Below are 16256 nucleotides of genomic sequence, written 5' to 3'. Positions count from 1 at the left end.
ATATTGCTATCGATAAGGGAGGCTATTCTCATGTCGGAGGATAATGGATAAACGTCCCGGATTAGCAATTTCCCCTCTTTTGAATCGACCAAAATACCGTAATAGATTATGACAATTCAATTTAGCACCAAGATTTTCCCTCAAGCTGACCTGCAGAGCCCAAAACTACAGAAATCTAGCCTCAAATCCCTATTGGGTCACAACACCGACTGTTTGGTCTTAGCCTACTCAAAAGCAGATTTTGATAGTTTCTCTGGGGCTAAAGGCGCCAAGGCCAAAGCTGGCTTTTTGCCGGAGTTGGATCTCTTGCTTGGGGGTTCTGTTAATCACGCTAATGTTGTTGGGGATTTAGACCCTAAGCAGGCTTCCGTTTGCATGTTGCGAGCAGAAAAATCGTGGACTGCAGGTGGCGTTAAAGCAAAGCGAGTATTGCTGGTGGCTTTGGGTGATGTTCATCTTGCTAGCGAACGCAGTTTGACAACTTATTCCAAAGTAGCTCGCGCAGCTTTGAAAGTGCTGAGCGGCGGATCAATTGAGAATGCACTTTGGTTTACTCCAAGCTTTGCGCTTTCCCATAAAGCAGATTTCATTGCAGAAGAAGTGCGCCTGACTGTGCAATACGCTGGCGATCAAGCCTATCGTTTTGGCGTTCGTCAGCCTGCTATGAAATTTAAAGCGAAAGATAAGGCAGATACATTTAAACAATTAGTGTTTGCTGGTAATGATGATTGTGCAAAAGAGTTAAAAGCAGCTGTAGAGCAGGGCGTAGCTATGGTTGAGGGTATGAACTTAGCAAAAGACTTGGGCAATCTTCCGCCTAATGTTTGTACTCCAACATATTTAGGTAAGACTGCGCAAGGCTTGAGCAAGAAGGCGGGCTTGAAGGTGGAAGTGCTTGGGCGCAAACAGATTGAAGCCTTAGGAATGGGCTCTTTCTTATCGGTTGCTAAAGGCTCTGATACCCCACCGCAATTTATTGTGATGCGTCATCAAGGCGGTAAAGCAGGCGAGGCTCCGATTGTCTTGGTTGGCAAAGGAATTACTTTTGATACTGGCGGTATCTCACTTAAGCCAGGCGAAGCGATGGATGAGATGAAGTACGACATGTGTGGCGCTGCATCAGTGATAGGCACTATGTACTCCGTTTCTTTAATGAAATTAAAGAAGAATGTGATTGGCGTCATTCCTACTTGTGAAAATATGCCATCAGGTCAAGCTACGCGACCAGGCGATATTGTGAAGAGCATGTCTGGACAGACGATTGAGATTCTCAATACCGATGCAGAAGGCCGTCTCATTTTGTGTGACGCCTTAACTTATGTTGAGCGCTTTAAACCAGCAGCAGTAATTGATATCGCAACCCTCACTGGCGCCTGTATTATTGCCTTGGGCCATGTACATAGCGGTTTATTTTCTGAAGACGAAGGCTTGGTGAGTGAGCTCACTAAAGCCGGCCACGCCTCTTTGGATACCGTATGGCGCTTGCCTTTGGACGCTGCTTATCATGAGCAACTCAAATCAAATTTTGCAGATGTCGCCAATATTGGTGGACGTCCAGCAGGAAGTGTGACGGCAGCATGTTTCTTGTCGCGCTTTACAGAGAAATACAAATGGGCTCACTTGGATATTGCAGGAACCGCCTGGAAGAGTGGCGCCGCCAAAGGTTCCACTGGTCGTCCGGTTCCTTTGTTAGTGAATTTCTTGCTTGAGCGCAAGTAAGAATTTGCGAATCTTTGGATAGATACTGAATGGCACGAATTGATTTTCATAGCAATGTAAACGACAAGCTGGAATACGCCTGTCGTTTAACGCGCAAGATTTGGAGTGCCACGCCTGAAGGCGAGCCTGTTCGCAATATCGTGATGGTTGGTGAGAAAGCTGATCTCCAAAAGTTAAATGATCTTTTGTGGTCATTTAGTGGCACTGATTTTTTACCGCACTGCTTCATCGAAGACGAGGCCGCAGCAGAAACGCCCATTGTTTTGACGGACGACTTTGCTTCCTCCGCCCTAAACAACGTACCTCATGCGGATGTGATGATTCACCTGGGTATGCGTATGCCTGCGGATGTACCTGCTCTAGTTGCGCGTTTCCCTAGAATCGTTGAGGTAGTTACTGTCAATGAGGCTGAGCGTTTGGCTGGGCGCGAACGCTATAAAGCTTACCGGGATCTAGGTCACGAGTTGCATAACTTTGATCAATCCAAAAGTTAATATTCATGTTGATTCATCCTCAGTTTGACCCTGCAGCAATTCGTATTGGATCCTTTGCTATTCACTGGTATGGCTTGATGTATCTAATGGCCTTTGTGCAGTTTTTGCTTTTAGGTCGCTTACGTATTCGAGCGCCGCGTTATCAGGCTTTAGGCTGGACCTACAAAGATCTTGAGGATCTCCTCTTTGCTGGTGTTCTCGGTGTTGTGCTTGGTGGGCGCTTAGGCTATACCTTGTTTTATATGCCAGGCTTTTACTTGGCCAATCCCTTGAGTATTTTCAAAATCTGGGAAGGTGGTATGTCTTTCCATGGTGGCTTGCTAGGGGTGCTTGCTGCTCTTTACTGGTTTGCCAAAAAACGGAAGACCACTTTCTTTGTTGTTAGTGATTTAGTAGCTCCACTCGTCCCATTTGGCTTAGCTTTTGGTCGACTTGGTAACTTTATTAACGGAGAGCTCTGGGGCAGACCTACTGATTTGCCTTGGGCAATGGTGTTCCCATTGGTAGATTCTGTGCCGCGTCACCCCTCGCAAATTTATCAACTACTAGGCGAGGGCATATTGCTTGGTATTGCGCTCTGGATTTATGCAGGTAAACCAAGACGTGTGGGTCAAGTGTCCGGATTCTTCTTATTGGGCTACGGTATTTGCCGTTTCTTAGCTGAATACGCGCGTGAACCAGATGCGTTCCTTGGTCTTCTTGGTCTAGGCTTGTCGATGGGTCAATGGTTATGCGTGCCAATGATTTTATTTGGCATTTATTTGATGACCGCATTTAAATCTAAAAGTATTTAATACTCATCACGCTCTATGTTGAATGAAGAACTGACGCTGCGAAAGTTAGAGATTCTTTGTTCTTTCGTGCGAACGGGGAGTCTCTCGCGAACTGCAGAAGAGTTGCACTTGAGCTCAGTCAGCATTCACAAGGCGTTGCACTCTCTTGAGTCAGGGATTGGTTGTCCTTTATTTGTTAAAGAGGGACGTCAATTAAAAGCCTTGCCAGCAGCGATCTATTTAGCTGAAGCAAGCAATGATTTGCTATCAGATGTAGATCGCATTCTAAAAAAGACGAGGGCTAAAGCGGGGGTTGAAAGTGGGCAAATTCGCCTAGGGTCTATGTACTCCCTGACTGCCAATATCATTCCTCGCATGATCATGGGCACCAAAATCCGCAGACCCGATTTAGATATTGATTTATTTCTTGGGTCTAATGAAGAGTTGATGAAGCGCTTGACTGAGGGTAGTGTTGATGCAGTTGTCATTGCTGTTCCAACGCAAGACTTGCCTGAGGGCGTCCAGGTTGTCTCTCTTTTTGAGGATCAGTTATTTTTGGCCTCCTCAAAAGGCAGCAAGCCTGCCGCAGCCGATATTGACCTATCCGAATATCAACATAAGAAATTTCTTACCCTTCAGGATGGCTTTGCTACTACCTCGGGGTTTTATGAGGCTTTCCAGCTCGCAGGCTTTAAACCTGATGTGGTCATGAAGGTAGGTGACATCTTCTCGCTGATGAATATGGTCTCAGGCGATCTTGGGCATTCCTTATTGCCGGGTAGGGTGAGGGCGCTAATGGGTGATGCAATTGAATTTACGCCTTTATTACCCAAATACCAGGTGATTCAGCGTATTGGTCTAATGTATCTTCAGGCTAATGAATCAAATCCCAATATTTTGGCTTTAGCTGCTGAAGCCCGCATGCTGCATCGCAAAAACTCATGATTTACCCTAATATTTTACGCATATCATTAACTTTAAGTTAATGATTATTCATTTAACTTAATTGATTTTGCATGTTCCGAGTAATAAATTGAATTCGATCTTAATTTTGTCGTTTTTCTTTTTTGAAAAGATTACATGCTCGAAAAGTTAGCAAAAGCCCGCAACCTGTCAAAGGCAAACAACGCCATTAAGCGCTTGATTTCTGAGCGAGGCGAATCTAATGCAGTCAGCATGGCAGACGATGTTGTGAACAACTATCGCAAGCTGACAAAAGATCAACACATTGCATTCTTTACCTATCTATTTGAGAAATTAAATCCTCAAGTAGATGCCGTATTGAAAGCTGCGCAAAACTATGCAGCTGAATCTACAGCTCGTAATTACATTCAATTACAAAAAGTTTCTGAATCTCCTAGACAAGAATTATTTCGCCGCTTGAATCGTGCTGGCCATGGAACTGCCGCTGTGGTGCAAATGCGGCGAGATCTTTTGCAAATATTGGATAAGAAGCCAGAGCTAGCAGCAGTTGATTTTGATATGCGCCATCTTTTGTCATCTTGGTTTAATCCGGGATTTTTGAAGATGCATCGTGTTGACTGGAAATCACCTGCAGAGGTTTTGGAGAAGTTGATTCAGCACGAAGCAGTGCACGCTATTGATGGTTGGGATGATTTACGTCGCCGCCTACAGCCTGATCGCCGCTGCTTTGCCTTCTTTCATCCGCAGCTGCCTAGCGAGCCTTTGATCTTTGTGGAAGTAGCCTTATTGCCCGAGATCCCAACTGTTATTACGCCTTTGGTGGATAAGAAGGCTGAGACAGTAGATCAGCCATCGCAATACAAAGTAGCGGTGTTCTATTCAATTAGTAACTGTGAGCCAGGTCTGCGTGGCGTATCAATGGGCAATTTCCTAATTAAGCGTGTTGCCGAGCAGTTGCATGCTGAATTCCCAGGACTTAAAACCTTTGTCACCTTGTCGCCGATTCCTGGATTTATGGATTGGGTATCTGCTGGTGCTAACTTGGGTGAAGATATTCCTGCGGAGAGATTAAAGCCAAACTTGCGCTCAGCTCGAGACCAGGCATTGGCAAATCTTAAGTTAGATGTGCAGTCATGGACAGAAAAACTCAGTGCTGGATGGCACCCCGATTTGGCGTCACCAAAAGAGCAAGAATCTTTGCTCTGTTTAGCCTCCATCTATTTAGGTCTCGGCTCTACTGGTCGTAATGGCAATCCAGTTGCTAAATTCCATTTAGGCAACGGCGCTAAGTTGCATTTAGTGAATTGGGCAGGGGATTTGTCGCGCAAAGGTTTGCGTCAGTCAGCTGGCCTAATGGTGAACTATCTCTATGACCTAGGGAATGTGGAAGAGAACCACGAGAAATTTGCCAATGGCGAGATTGTGTATTCAAGATCGGTAGGGCGCTTGATGGCGCCGTGAAAAGGAATTGAGGAGGAGATACCCTGGGGGAGAATCCAAAGAGATTCACTTTAGGGTTTAATAAGCGAACTGGGCGCAAAGATCCAGAAAGTAGTATGGTGTGCGATTCAGCGGTATTAATAATGAACATAGCCATGAAATAGTGGCAAGTGGAGGAGATGAAGATGTTTAATCAATCAAGCCTTTCGGCAATGATCAAGAAAGCAGTTCTTTTAGTTTGTGCTGCCCCTTTGGTGGTGATGGCGCAAGAATGGCCCAATAAACCGATTACCTTTGTTGTGCCCTTTCCTGCGGGCGGCGGTACAGATGCATTTGCTAGACCTTTGGCAACTCAACTGACTAAGCAGTTAGGTAAGCAAATCATTATCGATAATCGCGGCGGTGCTGGCGGAACTCTAGGTGCCTCAATCGCTGCTAAAGCTGCACCAGATGGCTATACCTTTTTTGTAGGCGCAGCCCACCATGCAATTGCACCTTCCATGTATCCAAACTTGGATTACGACATCGAGAAAAGTTTTGTGCCAGTTGCAATGATTGCAAGTCCACCGCAGGTGATCGTTGTTAATCCAAAGAATGTGCAAGTGAAAGACTTGAAAGAATTTATTGCGCTATTGAAGAAAAACCCAGGTAAGTTCAACTACGCCAGTGCCGGTAATGGCTCGACCCATCATCTGGCAGGCGAGCAATTTAAGATGTTGACCAAAACCTTTATCACGCACATTCCTTATCGTGGTGCTGGCCCAGCTATGCAGGATCTGATTGCGGGTCAAGTAGATATTGAGTTTGATGGTCTGGGCTCTTCTGCTGCACAAATTAAGAATGGCTCGATTGTGGCTTTGGCAGTTGCTTCACAAAAGCGCGCCCCAGGATTTCCGAATGTACCTACTGCAGCTGAAGCAGGTTTAGTAGGTTACGAGGTTTCTACATGGTATGGCTTGTTTGCCCCTAAAGGAACACCGCAACCGATCGTGGATAAGATGATCGCTGAGACACAGAAGGCGCTGAATACGCCTGAGATCAAAACTATCTGGACTAATAACGGTTCCGAAACTCCAAGTCTTTCAGGCGAAGCATTTGGAAAATTTGTGAGTGCTGATGTTAAGCGTTGGGCTGCTGTTGCTAAGGCCTCTGGCGCCAAATTAGATTAAGAATTTTATTAAATATTACCCCTGGGGTTTGAGGTTCAAATGAATTTATATTCACTATTGGAAAAAGGTTTTCCAAAAGATAAAAAAGCATGCGCTCTCGAGACGCATGATGGTTTGTATTACTCCTGGGGTGACCTAGAGTCTGCAACGGCAAAGCTGGCAAATTTACTTGCCAGCTTGAAGTTGCCAAAAGGGTCTAGGGTTGCTGTTCAGGTTGAGAAGTCACCTGAAGCTCTTTTTCTATACCTAGCAACGATTCGTGCGGGTTATGTTTACTTGCCACTCAACACGGCTTATCAGTCTGCTGAAATTCAATACTTCTTAGAGAACGCTGAGCCAGCGGTAGTTGTTTGCAGTAGTAAGAATCTATCTTGGGTATCTAAGGTTGCTGCTAAAGCCGGCACTAAGCATGTCCTTACCTTGGATGAAAACCGCACTGGTTCTTTGTTAGACCGTGCAGCTGGTTTAAGCGATAAATTCAAAACTGTACCTGCCAAGGATGATGATCTTGCCGCTATTTTGTACACCTCTGGCACTACAGGTCGTAGCAAGGGTGCAATGCTGACGCATAAAAACTTGGGCAGCAACGCTCAAGTATTGCAAAAGTTTTGGGGTTGGAAAAAAGGCGATGTTCTATTGCACGCTTTGCCTATCTTCCACGTTCACGGTTTGTTCGTTGCGGCTCATGGCGCATTGATTAATGGCAGCAAGATGATTTGGTTGCCGCGCTTGGATACTGCGCAACTGATCAAACATATGCCACAGTCAACAGTGATGATGGGTGTGCCAACATTCTATGTACGCTTATTAGCCGATAAAGGCTTTAATAAGAAAGTGGCGCGCAATATGCGTCTATTTGTTTCTGGTTCTGCTCCACTGCTTACAGAAACGTTTAATACTTTCAAGGAAGTCATTGGCCAGCCAATTTTGGAACGCTATGGCATGAGTGAGACTGTGATGTTGGTCTCCAATCCTTACAAAGGTAAGCGCGTAGGCGGCTCTGTTGGCCTGCCCCTTCCTGGGGTAAAGGTACGTGTAGTGAATGAAGACAATAAACCTTGTAAGGTCGATGAAATTGGCGGCATTCAGGTTAAAGGTCCCAATATATTCAAAGGCTACTGGCGTATGCCGGAGAAGACTGCTGAAGAATTTACCAAAGATGGTTGGTTCAAGACGGGTGACGTTGGTCGCTGGGGTGGTGATGCCAATGGTGGCAAAGCTCCGAAGGAGTACTTGTGCATCGTTGGCCGCAGTAAGGATTTAATTATTTCTGGTGGCTATAACGTTTATCCCAAAGAGATTGAAAGCTTTATCGATGACATGCCTGGTGTTGACGAAAGTGCTGTGATTGGCATTCCGCATCCAGATTTCGGCGAGGCAGTGATGGCGGTTGTTGTGCCTAAGGCTGGAGCCAAATTGAATGCCGAAGCGATGATCGCTACTTTGAAAACACAAATTGCAAATTTTAAGATTCCAAAGCGTGTGGAAATTGTTTCTGATTTACCGCGTAATGCTATGGGTAAAGTGCAAAAGAATATTTTGCGCCAGCAATTTACTGGTTAATTAATAACCAAATGCCTTGCGGCTTTCATTAAACATGAAGGCCGCAAGCATTAGTAGCATCACCCCAAAAATACGTTTGAGTTGTGCCACATCCAGTTTGCGAGCCATTTTGGCGCCAAGCGGCGCTGTGAAAATGCTCACTACTGCAATACACACTACCGCTGGTAAATAAACAAAGCCTAGGGATCCAGAGGGTAGGTTAGGGTGACCCCAACTACCGTACATGTAGCCTACAGTGGCTGCTGCTGCAATCGGAAAGCCCAAGCCAGAGGAACTCGCCATAGCAACGTGTGGTTTGACATTGCACCAGAGCATAAAAGGAACGGTGATGAAGGCACCACCAGCGCCAACCAAGCTAGCTAGAGCTCCAGCGAAGGATCCAAATCCAAATAATCCTAAAGACCCCGGCAAATCTCTTCCAGGTTTAGGTTTCTTATTTAGCAGCATCTGAATGGATGTATAGACAATAAAAATGGCGAAGAAAAGTGAGAGCCAAGAAGTATTTAGGGCTTCAAAAATCTCGCTGCCACCAATCAAGCTGCCAACGACCAAACCAGGACTCAGCGACGCAACTAACTTCCAGTCGATGGAGCCATGTTTGTGATGCGCCCAAATTGCGGAGGTGGTGGTGAATAAGATAGTGGCCATACCGGTAGCGATGGCCATGTGCACAATGACTTCTTGACTAAAGCCTTGATGGTTAAAAACTAAGATCATGAATGGCACCAGAATCATGCCGCCACCAATGCCTAGTAGACCCGCTAAAAATCCAGAGATGCTGCCGCAAAGCATCAACATGGCGATATCGCTTAGTAACATGAATTCCCCGCCTTAGCCGCTAGGCCGTCATCCTGAACCCTAAGGTTCAAGGTGGAACGGCTACTCTGTTTCGGGTGCATTAAGAGGTTCAGGGAGTGACCAAGTCTAAGTTGGCACTGTGAACTTTCGAAACGCTCACGCCCACAAGGTAAAGATCGTTCCGGATGCTTGCGCATCGGTTCAAGGAACTATTGGCCTTGGCGAACCAGGCAGGGAAAGGGTTTGCATCAAAGCGTCGACTTGATCTTCTAGAGCGCGAATTTCACTTTGCAGGCGGGTGATTTCATCGGAGCTCACGTTAGAGGAAGTACTTTGCTGCGTTTGATTTTTTTGTAATGTAATGAGATCGCCGGCAATTTTGAGTGCTGCCATCATGCTAGCGCGTTCAATACTACGGTTACCACCACTAATAGCAAGCTGAATTTGTTCGTCAACTAGGACGCATGCTGCTCTTAATAGAGGTTCATGCTCAGCGCTCGTTGCTAAGGTGATTTTTTGGCCGGCAAGACTTACTTCAATGCGTTGTTGGCTCATTATCATCCTCTAGATTATTGGGTGTAGCAACTTCGCCAAGTAGATTTAGTTGGCGACCATCACTTTGATCTGGTAAGCGACTCAAAATGCGTTGAACGCGTTTTTGAGCATCATCAATCTTGCCTTCCAGTTGCGCTCGATTTTGATTCAAGTTTTTTACTGCATCTTCAATCAATGAAATTTTTTCAGATACGCGGGCAATAGAGATGCTGAGCGAATTCAGGTCGCTAGCATCTTCGCTTGGGGGAATTGGGCTTAATTCACTCATATTGGCATTGTAGCCTCAGCTTCCACCCATGGGGGAGGACGCTACTTTAAGTCCCGCAATGCAGAATTGGGGCTTAAAGTAGGTGAATTATTGCTGGGGCATTTAATTGAAGTTGTATTTCAGGGTTACAAAAACCGACCTTGGTTCACTAGGGTAGTAGGAGTAACGACTTGAGACATTGCTTGGCGCAGTTCCGTACGTGGCATATTGCGCATTACCAACGTTTTTGACTGTAAGACGCGCTTCGACTCCCTGGAACTTATACGAGGTAAATATATCTCCAATGACATAAGACGGCATAACTGGTGTTGCGCTGTAGTAGCTTGGGCCGGTATCGTAATGCTGACTGCTAACGTAATTCACTACTCCACCGATAGTCCAATTTGTTGCAATGAGGTAATTTGCTCTAGCATTAAGAAGCGTGTCTGGAACTACTGGAATAGCATTTCCGGAAAAAGGCCCATTGGCATAGTATGACTTTTGGTATTTTCCTCCGAAGCCAATATTGAGTGAAGGTGAAATATTGGATGCAACATCCAATAGAACTCCGCCGCGATTCACTTGATAAATTGAGTTGTAGTTGTAACCTGTGGCGGGGTTATAGCTAATTTCATTTTGTGTCATCGACTTAAATATTGATGATGTCACTTTAGAGCTCAAAACATCCCAGTGGCCGCCAACCTCATATGTCTGAGTTGTTTGAGGTTGCAAAATCCCGCTAAAGACGGTTGAGGTGGTTTGGGTTGTTGGGTTGTATAGCAGACCCCAGTATTCGTCAATGTTAGGGAATCTGAAGGACTGATTCCATTTCACATACACACGTTGTCCGGGCAGGTAGTTGGCATTAAGCGCTAAATCTCCCGCATTAGCAGCATATTGCTGATTGCCGGAGACGGTCCCATTTGATGCGCTAATGGCAGAACTAGTCGTTGATGCTTGCTGCACTTGTCGGCGGAATCCTCCGCTTGCCTCCAAAATATTTCCTAGTGGGACTCTTTGCATTACGTAGACTGAATTATTAATTTGTGTAGCGTTTTGCGAGTCGCTTGTTAGATTGTTGTAATAAGTTCCAAAGGGATTGCTCGTGGCATCGAATTGATTCGCGAGAATAATGCTTTGAGATTGTGGTGTGTAGCTATTGCTGCCAGCTTGATTCGCTTTCGAGAAATCATAGCCAAAAATCGAAGTACCAATAACACCAAAGTCTGCCTTCAGACGTGGTGACAAAGCAAGTTGCCAGCCCTGCAATTTATTATTCATCGGACTACCGGCTGAACCAAACTCGGGGCTAGCAAAGTAATCTGCTTGGGGTACGTAGAAGAAAGAAGATTTATTGTTATAAGAGGTATCAATTTCTACTACGTAATTCTCGCTTAATGTTTTTGTTAATCCTTGGCGAAAGCCAGAATTGTTGGTTGTTATGTTATTGCCTGCATTTTGCGGTCTAACGGAGAGTGGGTTTCCTGAGCCAACCAATCCAACTACAGGACTAGCAAGTTGTGAATTGGTGTAGCCGTAATAAGCATCAACAAACAAGCGATCTCTGTTGCCTAAATCTTGCAAAATTTTTGCATCGATGGAGTAAGCGTTTGCCGCTGTATTGGGGCGCCAGCCATTGGTATTGGATGTGTTCGCACTGACTTGTACAGTGGTTTTATCGACCGTATTTCTGAAGATGGCATTGTTAATAGAAGTGCCCCAAGTACCATAGGTCGCAGAGGCCTGGTTAATGGTTTTCTTGCCGCCATTAGTAATAATGTTGATCACGCCACCAACTGCACCATTGCCGTATTGAACGCTTGCGCCACCCTGAAGAATTTCAATTCGCTCAATTGAGTCGATCGGAATGGATTCCCAGTCGATGCCGCCTGAATCAATGGGATTTACTCGGATGCCATCAACCAAAATTGCGGTTGTACTGTTGCCAGTTGGTCCAAATCCACCCATATCAACTGATGCATCCAGATTTAAGGCACTTGAATTTAAGCCGCTTACTCTTAAACCGCCAATTTGAGATAACACCTGGGGGATTGTGTTGGAAGTTGAGTTTTCAATTTCATCCCGCGTTATAACTTTGACGTTCGCTGGGACCTGATTAAGGTTTTCCTCAAATCGCGTACCAGTCACAATGAGTGTGGATGGATTATTTTCTGCAAATGCTACCTGGGTGATGCTGAGGGAGAGGAGGGCACCACATACTACGGCGATTTTTTTCTGCTTTAACTGTGATTTCATAAAAGACTTTCTGTTATCGATTGCCTAGCTAACTTCCCCGTTAGCTGGGTCGAACAGAATTTCACGTGCAGGAGTTCAGGCGTCAATGAGGCGCAGGTTGCGCTTTATTGGCGCGCGAAGATCCCCGTCCGCAAAATTCCACCTGTCTTGGCCGGTATCCGGGCTAGTAAATATCAGAATCTGGCCTTCCCATGCGATTGACGCGCACAGTGGCCTTGTCAGATTCCTGACGCCTTTGAATTCAATGAAAGACGCATTTACCTACCGTTGCGGGGGCAGCACACGTTTAGTGTTTCCCGTTTAACTTTATTGCATTGCAACAAAGCACCACGACCCCGCCATTCTAGCGGATTTGGTGGGGCCTAAGCCCAAAACGCCCGCTCAAAAAGGTAAAAAAGCCTACAATATGAGGTCTAGGAGTAAGCATTGATGACCGTATTAGATAAGCATCCCGAAAAAAACCTGATTCGCCTGCAGTTGAGCCAAAACTCGGTCTTAAAAAGCTTGGATCCAGCTGCAATGGCCGAGTTGGAGCGTCATTTAGAGATCTCCGACCTCAAAAAATCCGAAATTTTGCTTCATCAAGGCGACCATCAGATGGAGCAGTACTTTGTTTTGGACGGCATCCTAAAGCGTATTGTTTCTAGTGCGGATGCAAAAGAAATGATTCTGCGTTTTGCCATCGAAAAAGACATTGAAACTAGCTATGCGGCATGGCGCCTGAAGACGGCTGCCCCCTACAGTATTGCCTCTGTGACCAAGGCCCGCGTGGCTCGGATGCCTCTAAAGAAGTGGGCGGAGTTCTTGGATCAGCACAAGATTCTGAAAGAGAGTTTTGAGTTTGAAGTCATGCGCCTGATGAGTGAAATCATGGCTCATACGATTACTTTGCATATGCTCGATGCCCCGGGTCGGGTAGAGCGTTTCCTGCGTAAATACGAGGATTTGTTTGAGCTTCTCCCGAAAAAGGAGCTGGCGGCTTACCTCAACCTCTCCCCGGAGACCTTGAGTCGCCTCAAAACAAAGCATAAAGAGCTTTTTGTATAAGCAGTCACCCAGCTGTAATTACAGGATTTAGAGGGAAATTGACCGAAGTCAATGATGAACCCCCTCCCCAAGCCTAATATTCATCTCAGCCTAAGCGGGGTCAAAAATCCCGCAGTGCGATTAATAACTAAATTGGAGACATTAGCGAAAGCTAAATTGCATTAGCCCTTATCGGGCGATTTGTGATTCTTAAAAAATTTCTATGACAACAGATAATCAAAACACACAGTTAACGGATGGTTTCCATCTCGTCATTGATGCCTTAAAGGCAAACGACCTTGATACGATTTTTGGCCTGGTTGGTATTCCAATTACCGACTTATGTCGTTTAGCGCAGGCTGAAGGTTTGCGTTTTATCGGCTTCCGTCATGAGCAGCATGCAGGTAATGCTGCAGCGATTGCTGGTTACATGACACAAAAGCCAGGCATTTGCATGACAGTTTCTGCTCCTGGTTTCTTGAATGGTTTGACAGCACTTGCTAATGCAACTGTGAACTGCTTCCCAATGATTTTGATCTCTGGTTCAAGCGAGCGTGAAATCGTTGACTTGCAACAAGGTGACTACGAAGAGATGGATCAGCTCAATGCGGCTAAGCCATATTGCAAAGCTGCTTATCGTATTAACCATATCGAAGATATCGGCATCGGTTTTGCACGTGCAATCCGCGCTGCGGTTTCTGGTCGTCCAGGCGGTGTGTATTTGGACTTGCCAGCTCAGTTGCTCGCGCAAACAATGCCTGTTGAAGAAGCTAAGAAATCCATCTTCAAGGTAATCGATCCAGTTCCACGTCAGATCCCAGCAGCCGATGCGGTTGCTCGTGCATTAGACGTATTGAAGGGCGCTAAGCGTCCATTGATTCTGTTGGGCAAAGGCGCTGCTTATGCTCAAGCTGATAAAGAGATCCGTGATTTGGTTGAGAAATCTGGCATTCCTTATTTGCCAATGTCTATGGCTAAAGGTTTGTTGCCAGACAACCATCCACAGTCTGCTTCTGCAGCACGTTCATTTGTATTGGCTGAAGCTGATGCGGTGTTGTTGGTTGGTGCGCGTTTGAATTGGTTGCTTGCACACGGTAAAGGTAAGACTTGGGGTAAAGAGCCTAAGAAATTCATCCAAATCGATATTCAAGCAAACGAAGTGGATAGCAACGTACAAATCGCTGCTCCATTAATTGGTGATATCGGTTCATGCGTTGGTGAACTCTTGAAAGGTATTTCTGCTGTTCCTAAGCCAAGCGCTGAGTGGATTGCAGCTATCACCGAGAAGAAAGATAAGAACACAGCCAAGATGGCAGAGACATTGGCTAAAGAAGCAAACCCAATGAACTTCCATGGTGCATTGCGTGTGATTCGTGATGTGATCAAGAAGAACCCAGATGTGAACTTGGTAAACGAAGGCGCAAATACACTCGACTATTGCCGCGCAATCGTTGATATGTATAAGCCACGTAAGCGTTTTGACTCTGGTACTTGGGGAATTATGGGTATCGGTATGGGTTATGCGATTGGTGCTGCTGTAACTAGCGGTTTGCCAACAGTAGCCGTAGAGGGCGATAGCGCGTTTGGATTCAGTGGCATGGAATTAGAAACAATTTGCCGTTACAACTTGCCAATTACAACAGTTGTTTTCAATAACAACGGCGTATATCGCGGAACTGACGTTAACCCAACAGGTGGTGCTGATGTTGCTCCAACTGTGTTCGTTAAAGATGCACGTTACGACAAGATGATTGAAGCATTTGGTGGTGTTGGTTACTACGTAACTACACCAGCAGAGTTAGAAGCAGCGTTAACAGAAGCTATTGCTGCCGGTAAACCAGCTCTCATCAATGCTGTTATTGATGAAACTGCAGGTACTGAGAGTGGACGTTTAACAAACTTAAACCCATCCACAGCAGCTGCTAAGAAGTAATCCAAGATAAATTTAGAAGTAAACAAGAAAGACTTAAGGAGAAACAACATGACTAAACCATTAGACGGTATTCGCATTATTGACTTCACACACGTACAAGCAGGTCCTGCATGTACTCAGTTGTTGGCTTGGTATGGTGCTGACGTTATTAAAGTAGAGCGCCCAGGTGCTGGCGACGTTACACGTAGCCAATTGCGCGATATTCCAGGTGCTGACGCTTTGTACTTCACTATGTTGAACGGCAACAAGCGTTCTTTGACTTTGGATACTAAGACTCAAGAAGGTAAAGAAGTTTTAGAGAAGATGATCAAAACTTCTGACGTAATGGTTGAGAACTTTGGTCCAGGCGCTTTGGATCGTATGGGATTCTCTTGGAAGCGTATTCAAGAATTGAACCCAAAAATGATCATGGCCTCTGTAAAAGGCTTTAGCGATGGTCACTCATACGAAGATTTAAAAGTGTATGAGAACGTTGCTCAGTGTGCTGGTGGCGCTGCTTCTACAACTGGTTTCTGGGATGGTCCTCCTACAGTTTCTGCTGCTGCTTTGGGCGACTCAAACACTGGTATGCACTTGGCAATCGGTATCTTGACAGCATTGATGCAACGTGAAAAAACTGGCCGTGGTCAAAAAGTGTCTTGCTCAATGCAAGATGCTGTATTGAACTTGTGCCGTGTGAAGTTGCGCGATCAACAACGTTTGGACAAAGTTGGTTACTTGGAAGAGTATCCACAGTACCCACACGGCTCATTCACTGATGTAGTTCCACGCGGTGGTAACGCTGGTGGTGGCGGTCAGCCAGGTTGGGTATTGAAGTGTAAGGGTTGGGAAACAGATCCAAACGCATACATCTACTTCACAATTCAAGGTCATGCTTGGGAGCCAATTACTAAAGCTTTGGGCAAACCAGAGTGGGCAACCGATCCAGCGTATATGACTGCTGAAGCTCGTCAAGACAAGATTTTTGACATCTTCGCAGTTATTGAAGACTGGCTCAAAGACAAGACTAAGTACGAAGCTGTGGACATCCTCCGCAAGTTCGATATTCCATGCGCTCCAGTTCTCTCAATGAAAGAATTGGCTGCTTCACCAGACTTGCGTAAGAGCGGTTCTATTGTTGAAGTTGACCACAAAGTACGTGGTAAGTATTTGACAATCGGTAGCCCAATCAAGTTCTCTGATTTGGAAATCGAAGTGAAGCCATCTCCAGTATTGGGTGAGCACACTGATGAAGTGTTGGCTGACCTTGGCTATAGCGCTGATGACATCGCTAAGTTGCACACAGCTAAAGCAGTTTAATAATAAGTAACGCTGGCATTATCTTGAAGGCGCTCCTTGTGGGCGCCTTTTTTATTCTAT

At 45.6% G+C, this 16256-nt stretch carries 13 protein-coding genes, 1 other RNA gene, 1 pseudogene and 1 riboswitch; of the genes and pseudogenes, 10 read left to right on the top strand and 5 right to left on the bottom strand.

What is annotated here, in order from left to right:
* The first annotated feature begins 114 nt into the window (after positions 1-114).
* From ICN10_RS01315 to ICN10_RS01285, 7 genes are all read left to right on the top strand, one after another.
* Positions 115-1719, top strand: a complete 1605-nt coding sequence (locus ICN10_RS01315) for a leucyl aminopeptidase (RefSeq protein ID WP_370626211.1) — start codon at positions 115-117, stop codon at positions 1717-1719.
* Between the two features lie 29 nt (positions 1720-1748).
* Positions 1749-2213 carry a DNA polymerase III subunit chi gene (locus ICN10_RS01310; protein ID WP_216211608.1) on the top strand — a complete coding sequence of 155 codons (465 nt, stop codon included), beginning with the start codon at positions 1749-1751 and terminating at the stop codon, positions 2211-2213.
* A gap of 5 nt (positions 2214-2218) precedes the next feature.
* The gene (lgt, locus tag ICN10_RS01305) at positions 2219-3007 is read left to right on the top strand and encodes a prolipoprotein diacylglyceryl transferase (protein WP_216211605.1); all 789 of its coding nucleotides are present in this window, start codon (positions 2219-2221) and stop codon (positions 3005-3007) included.
* A 15-nt stretch (positions 3008-3022) separates the two neighbouring features.
* Positions 3023-3931 carry a LysR family transcriptional regulator gene (locus ICN10_RS01300; protein WP_216211602.1) on the top strand — a complete coding sequence of 303 codons (909 nt, stop codon included), beginning with the start codon at positions 3023-3025 and terminating at the stop codon, positions 3929-3931.
* A gap of 135 nt (positions 3932-4066) precedes the next feature.
* Entirely contained in the window at positions 4067-5371 is a 1305-nt protein-coding gene (locus tag ICN10_RS01295) for a malonyl-CoA decarboxylase (protein ID WP_216211598.1), read from the top strand.
* 191 nt (positions 5372-5562) lie between these two features.
* Positions 5563-6519: a tripartite tricarboxylate transporter substrate binding protein gene (locus tag ICN10_RS01290; protein WP_255536860.1), complete on the top strand. Its 957-nt coding sequence runs from the start codon at positions 5563-5565 to the stop codon at positions 6517-6519.
* A 39-nt stretch (positions 6520-6558) separates the two neighbouring features.
* Complete coding sequence (locus ICN10_RS01285; protein WP_216211592.1) at positions 6559-8082, top strand: malonyl-CoA synthase; 1524 nt, start codon at positions 6559-6561, stop codon at positions 8080-8082.
* On the opposite strand, the gene ICN10_RS01280 is transcribed toward ICN10_RS01285, so the two are convergent.
* The 5 genes and pseudogenes from ICN10_RS01280 to ICN10_RS01260 form a co-directional block, all read right to left on the bottom strand.
* Positions 8083-8901: a sulfite exporter TauE/SafE family protein gene (locus tag ICN10_RS01280; RefSeq protein ID WP_216211590.1), complete on the bottom strand. Its 819-nt coding sequence runs from the start codon at positions 8899-8901 to the stop codon at positions 8083-8085.
* A non-coding RNA gene (ssrS, locus tag ICN10_RS01275) (6S RNA) lies at positions 8902-9120 on the bottom strand.
* A 99-nt stretch (positions 9121-9219) separates the two neighbouring features.
* A pseudogene (locus ICN10_RS10190) lies at positions 9220-9435 on the bottom strand (cell division protein ZapA); the annotation flags it as partial.
* On the bottom strand, positions 9416-9703 hold the full coding sequence (locus ICN10_RS01265; RefSeq protein ID WP_216211587.1) for a hypothetical protein: 288 nt from the start codon (positions 9701-9703) through the stop codon (positions 9416-9418). The gene ICN10_RS01265 and the pseudogene ICN10_RS10190, both read right to left, overlap by 20 nt.
* Positions 9704-9805: 102 nt before the next feature.
* Complete coding sequence (locus ICN10_RS01260) at positions 9806-11938, bottom strand: TonB-dependent receptor (protein ID WP_216211585.1); 2133 nt, start codon at positions 11936-11938, stop codon at positions 9806-9808.
* Positions 11939-12069: 131 nt separating this feature from the next.
* Positions 12070-12285: riboswitch (cobalamin riboswitch) on the bottom strand.
* Positions 12286-12367: 82 nt separating this feature from the next.
* Here ICN10_RS01260 and ICN10_RS01255 point away from each other — a divergent pair.
* The 3 genes from ICN10_RS01255 (at position 12368) to frc (ending at position 16196) form a co-directional block, all read left to right on the top strand.
* Positions 12368-12985, top strand: coding sequence for a Crp/Fnr family transcriptional regulator (locus tag ICN10_RS01255; protein ID WP_216186477.1), 618 nt, complete (start codon positions 12368-12370; stop codon positions 12983-12985).
* Positions 12986-13187: 202 nt separating this feature from the next.
* The gene (oxc, locus tag ICN10_RS01250) at positions 13188-14897 is read left to right on the top strand and encodes an oxalyl-CoA decarboxylase (protein WP_068323857.1); all 1710 of its coding nucleotides are present in this window, start codon (positions 13188-13190) and stop codon (positions 14895-14897) included.
* Positions 14898-14945: 48 nt separating this feature from the next.
* A complete protein-coding gene (gene frc / locus ICN10_RS01245; RefSeq protein WP_216211582.1) occupies positions 14946-16196 on the top strand; it encodes a formyl-CoA transferase in 1251 nt (416 codons plus the stop codon).
* The last annotated feature ends 60 nt before the right edge of the window (positions 16197-16256 follow it).

This window comes from Polynucleobacter sp. 86C-FISCH (assembly GCF_018882415.1).
In the GTDB taxonomy this organism is placed as follows: domain Bacteria; phylum Pseudomonadota; class Gammaproteobacteria; order Burkholderiales; family Burkholderiaceae; genus Polynucleobacter.
This window is presented reverse-complemented; position numbering and strand designations above follow the sequence as displayed.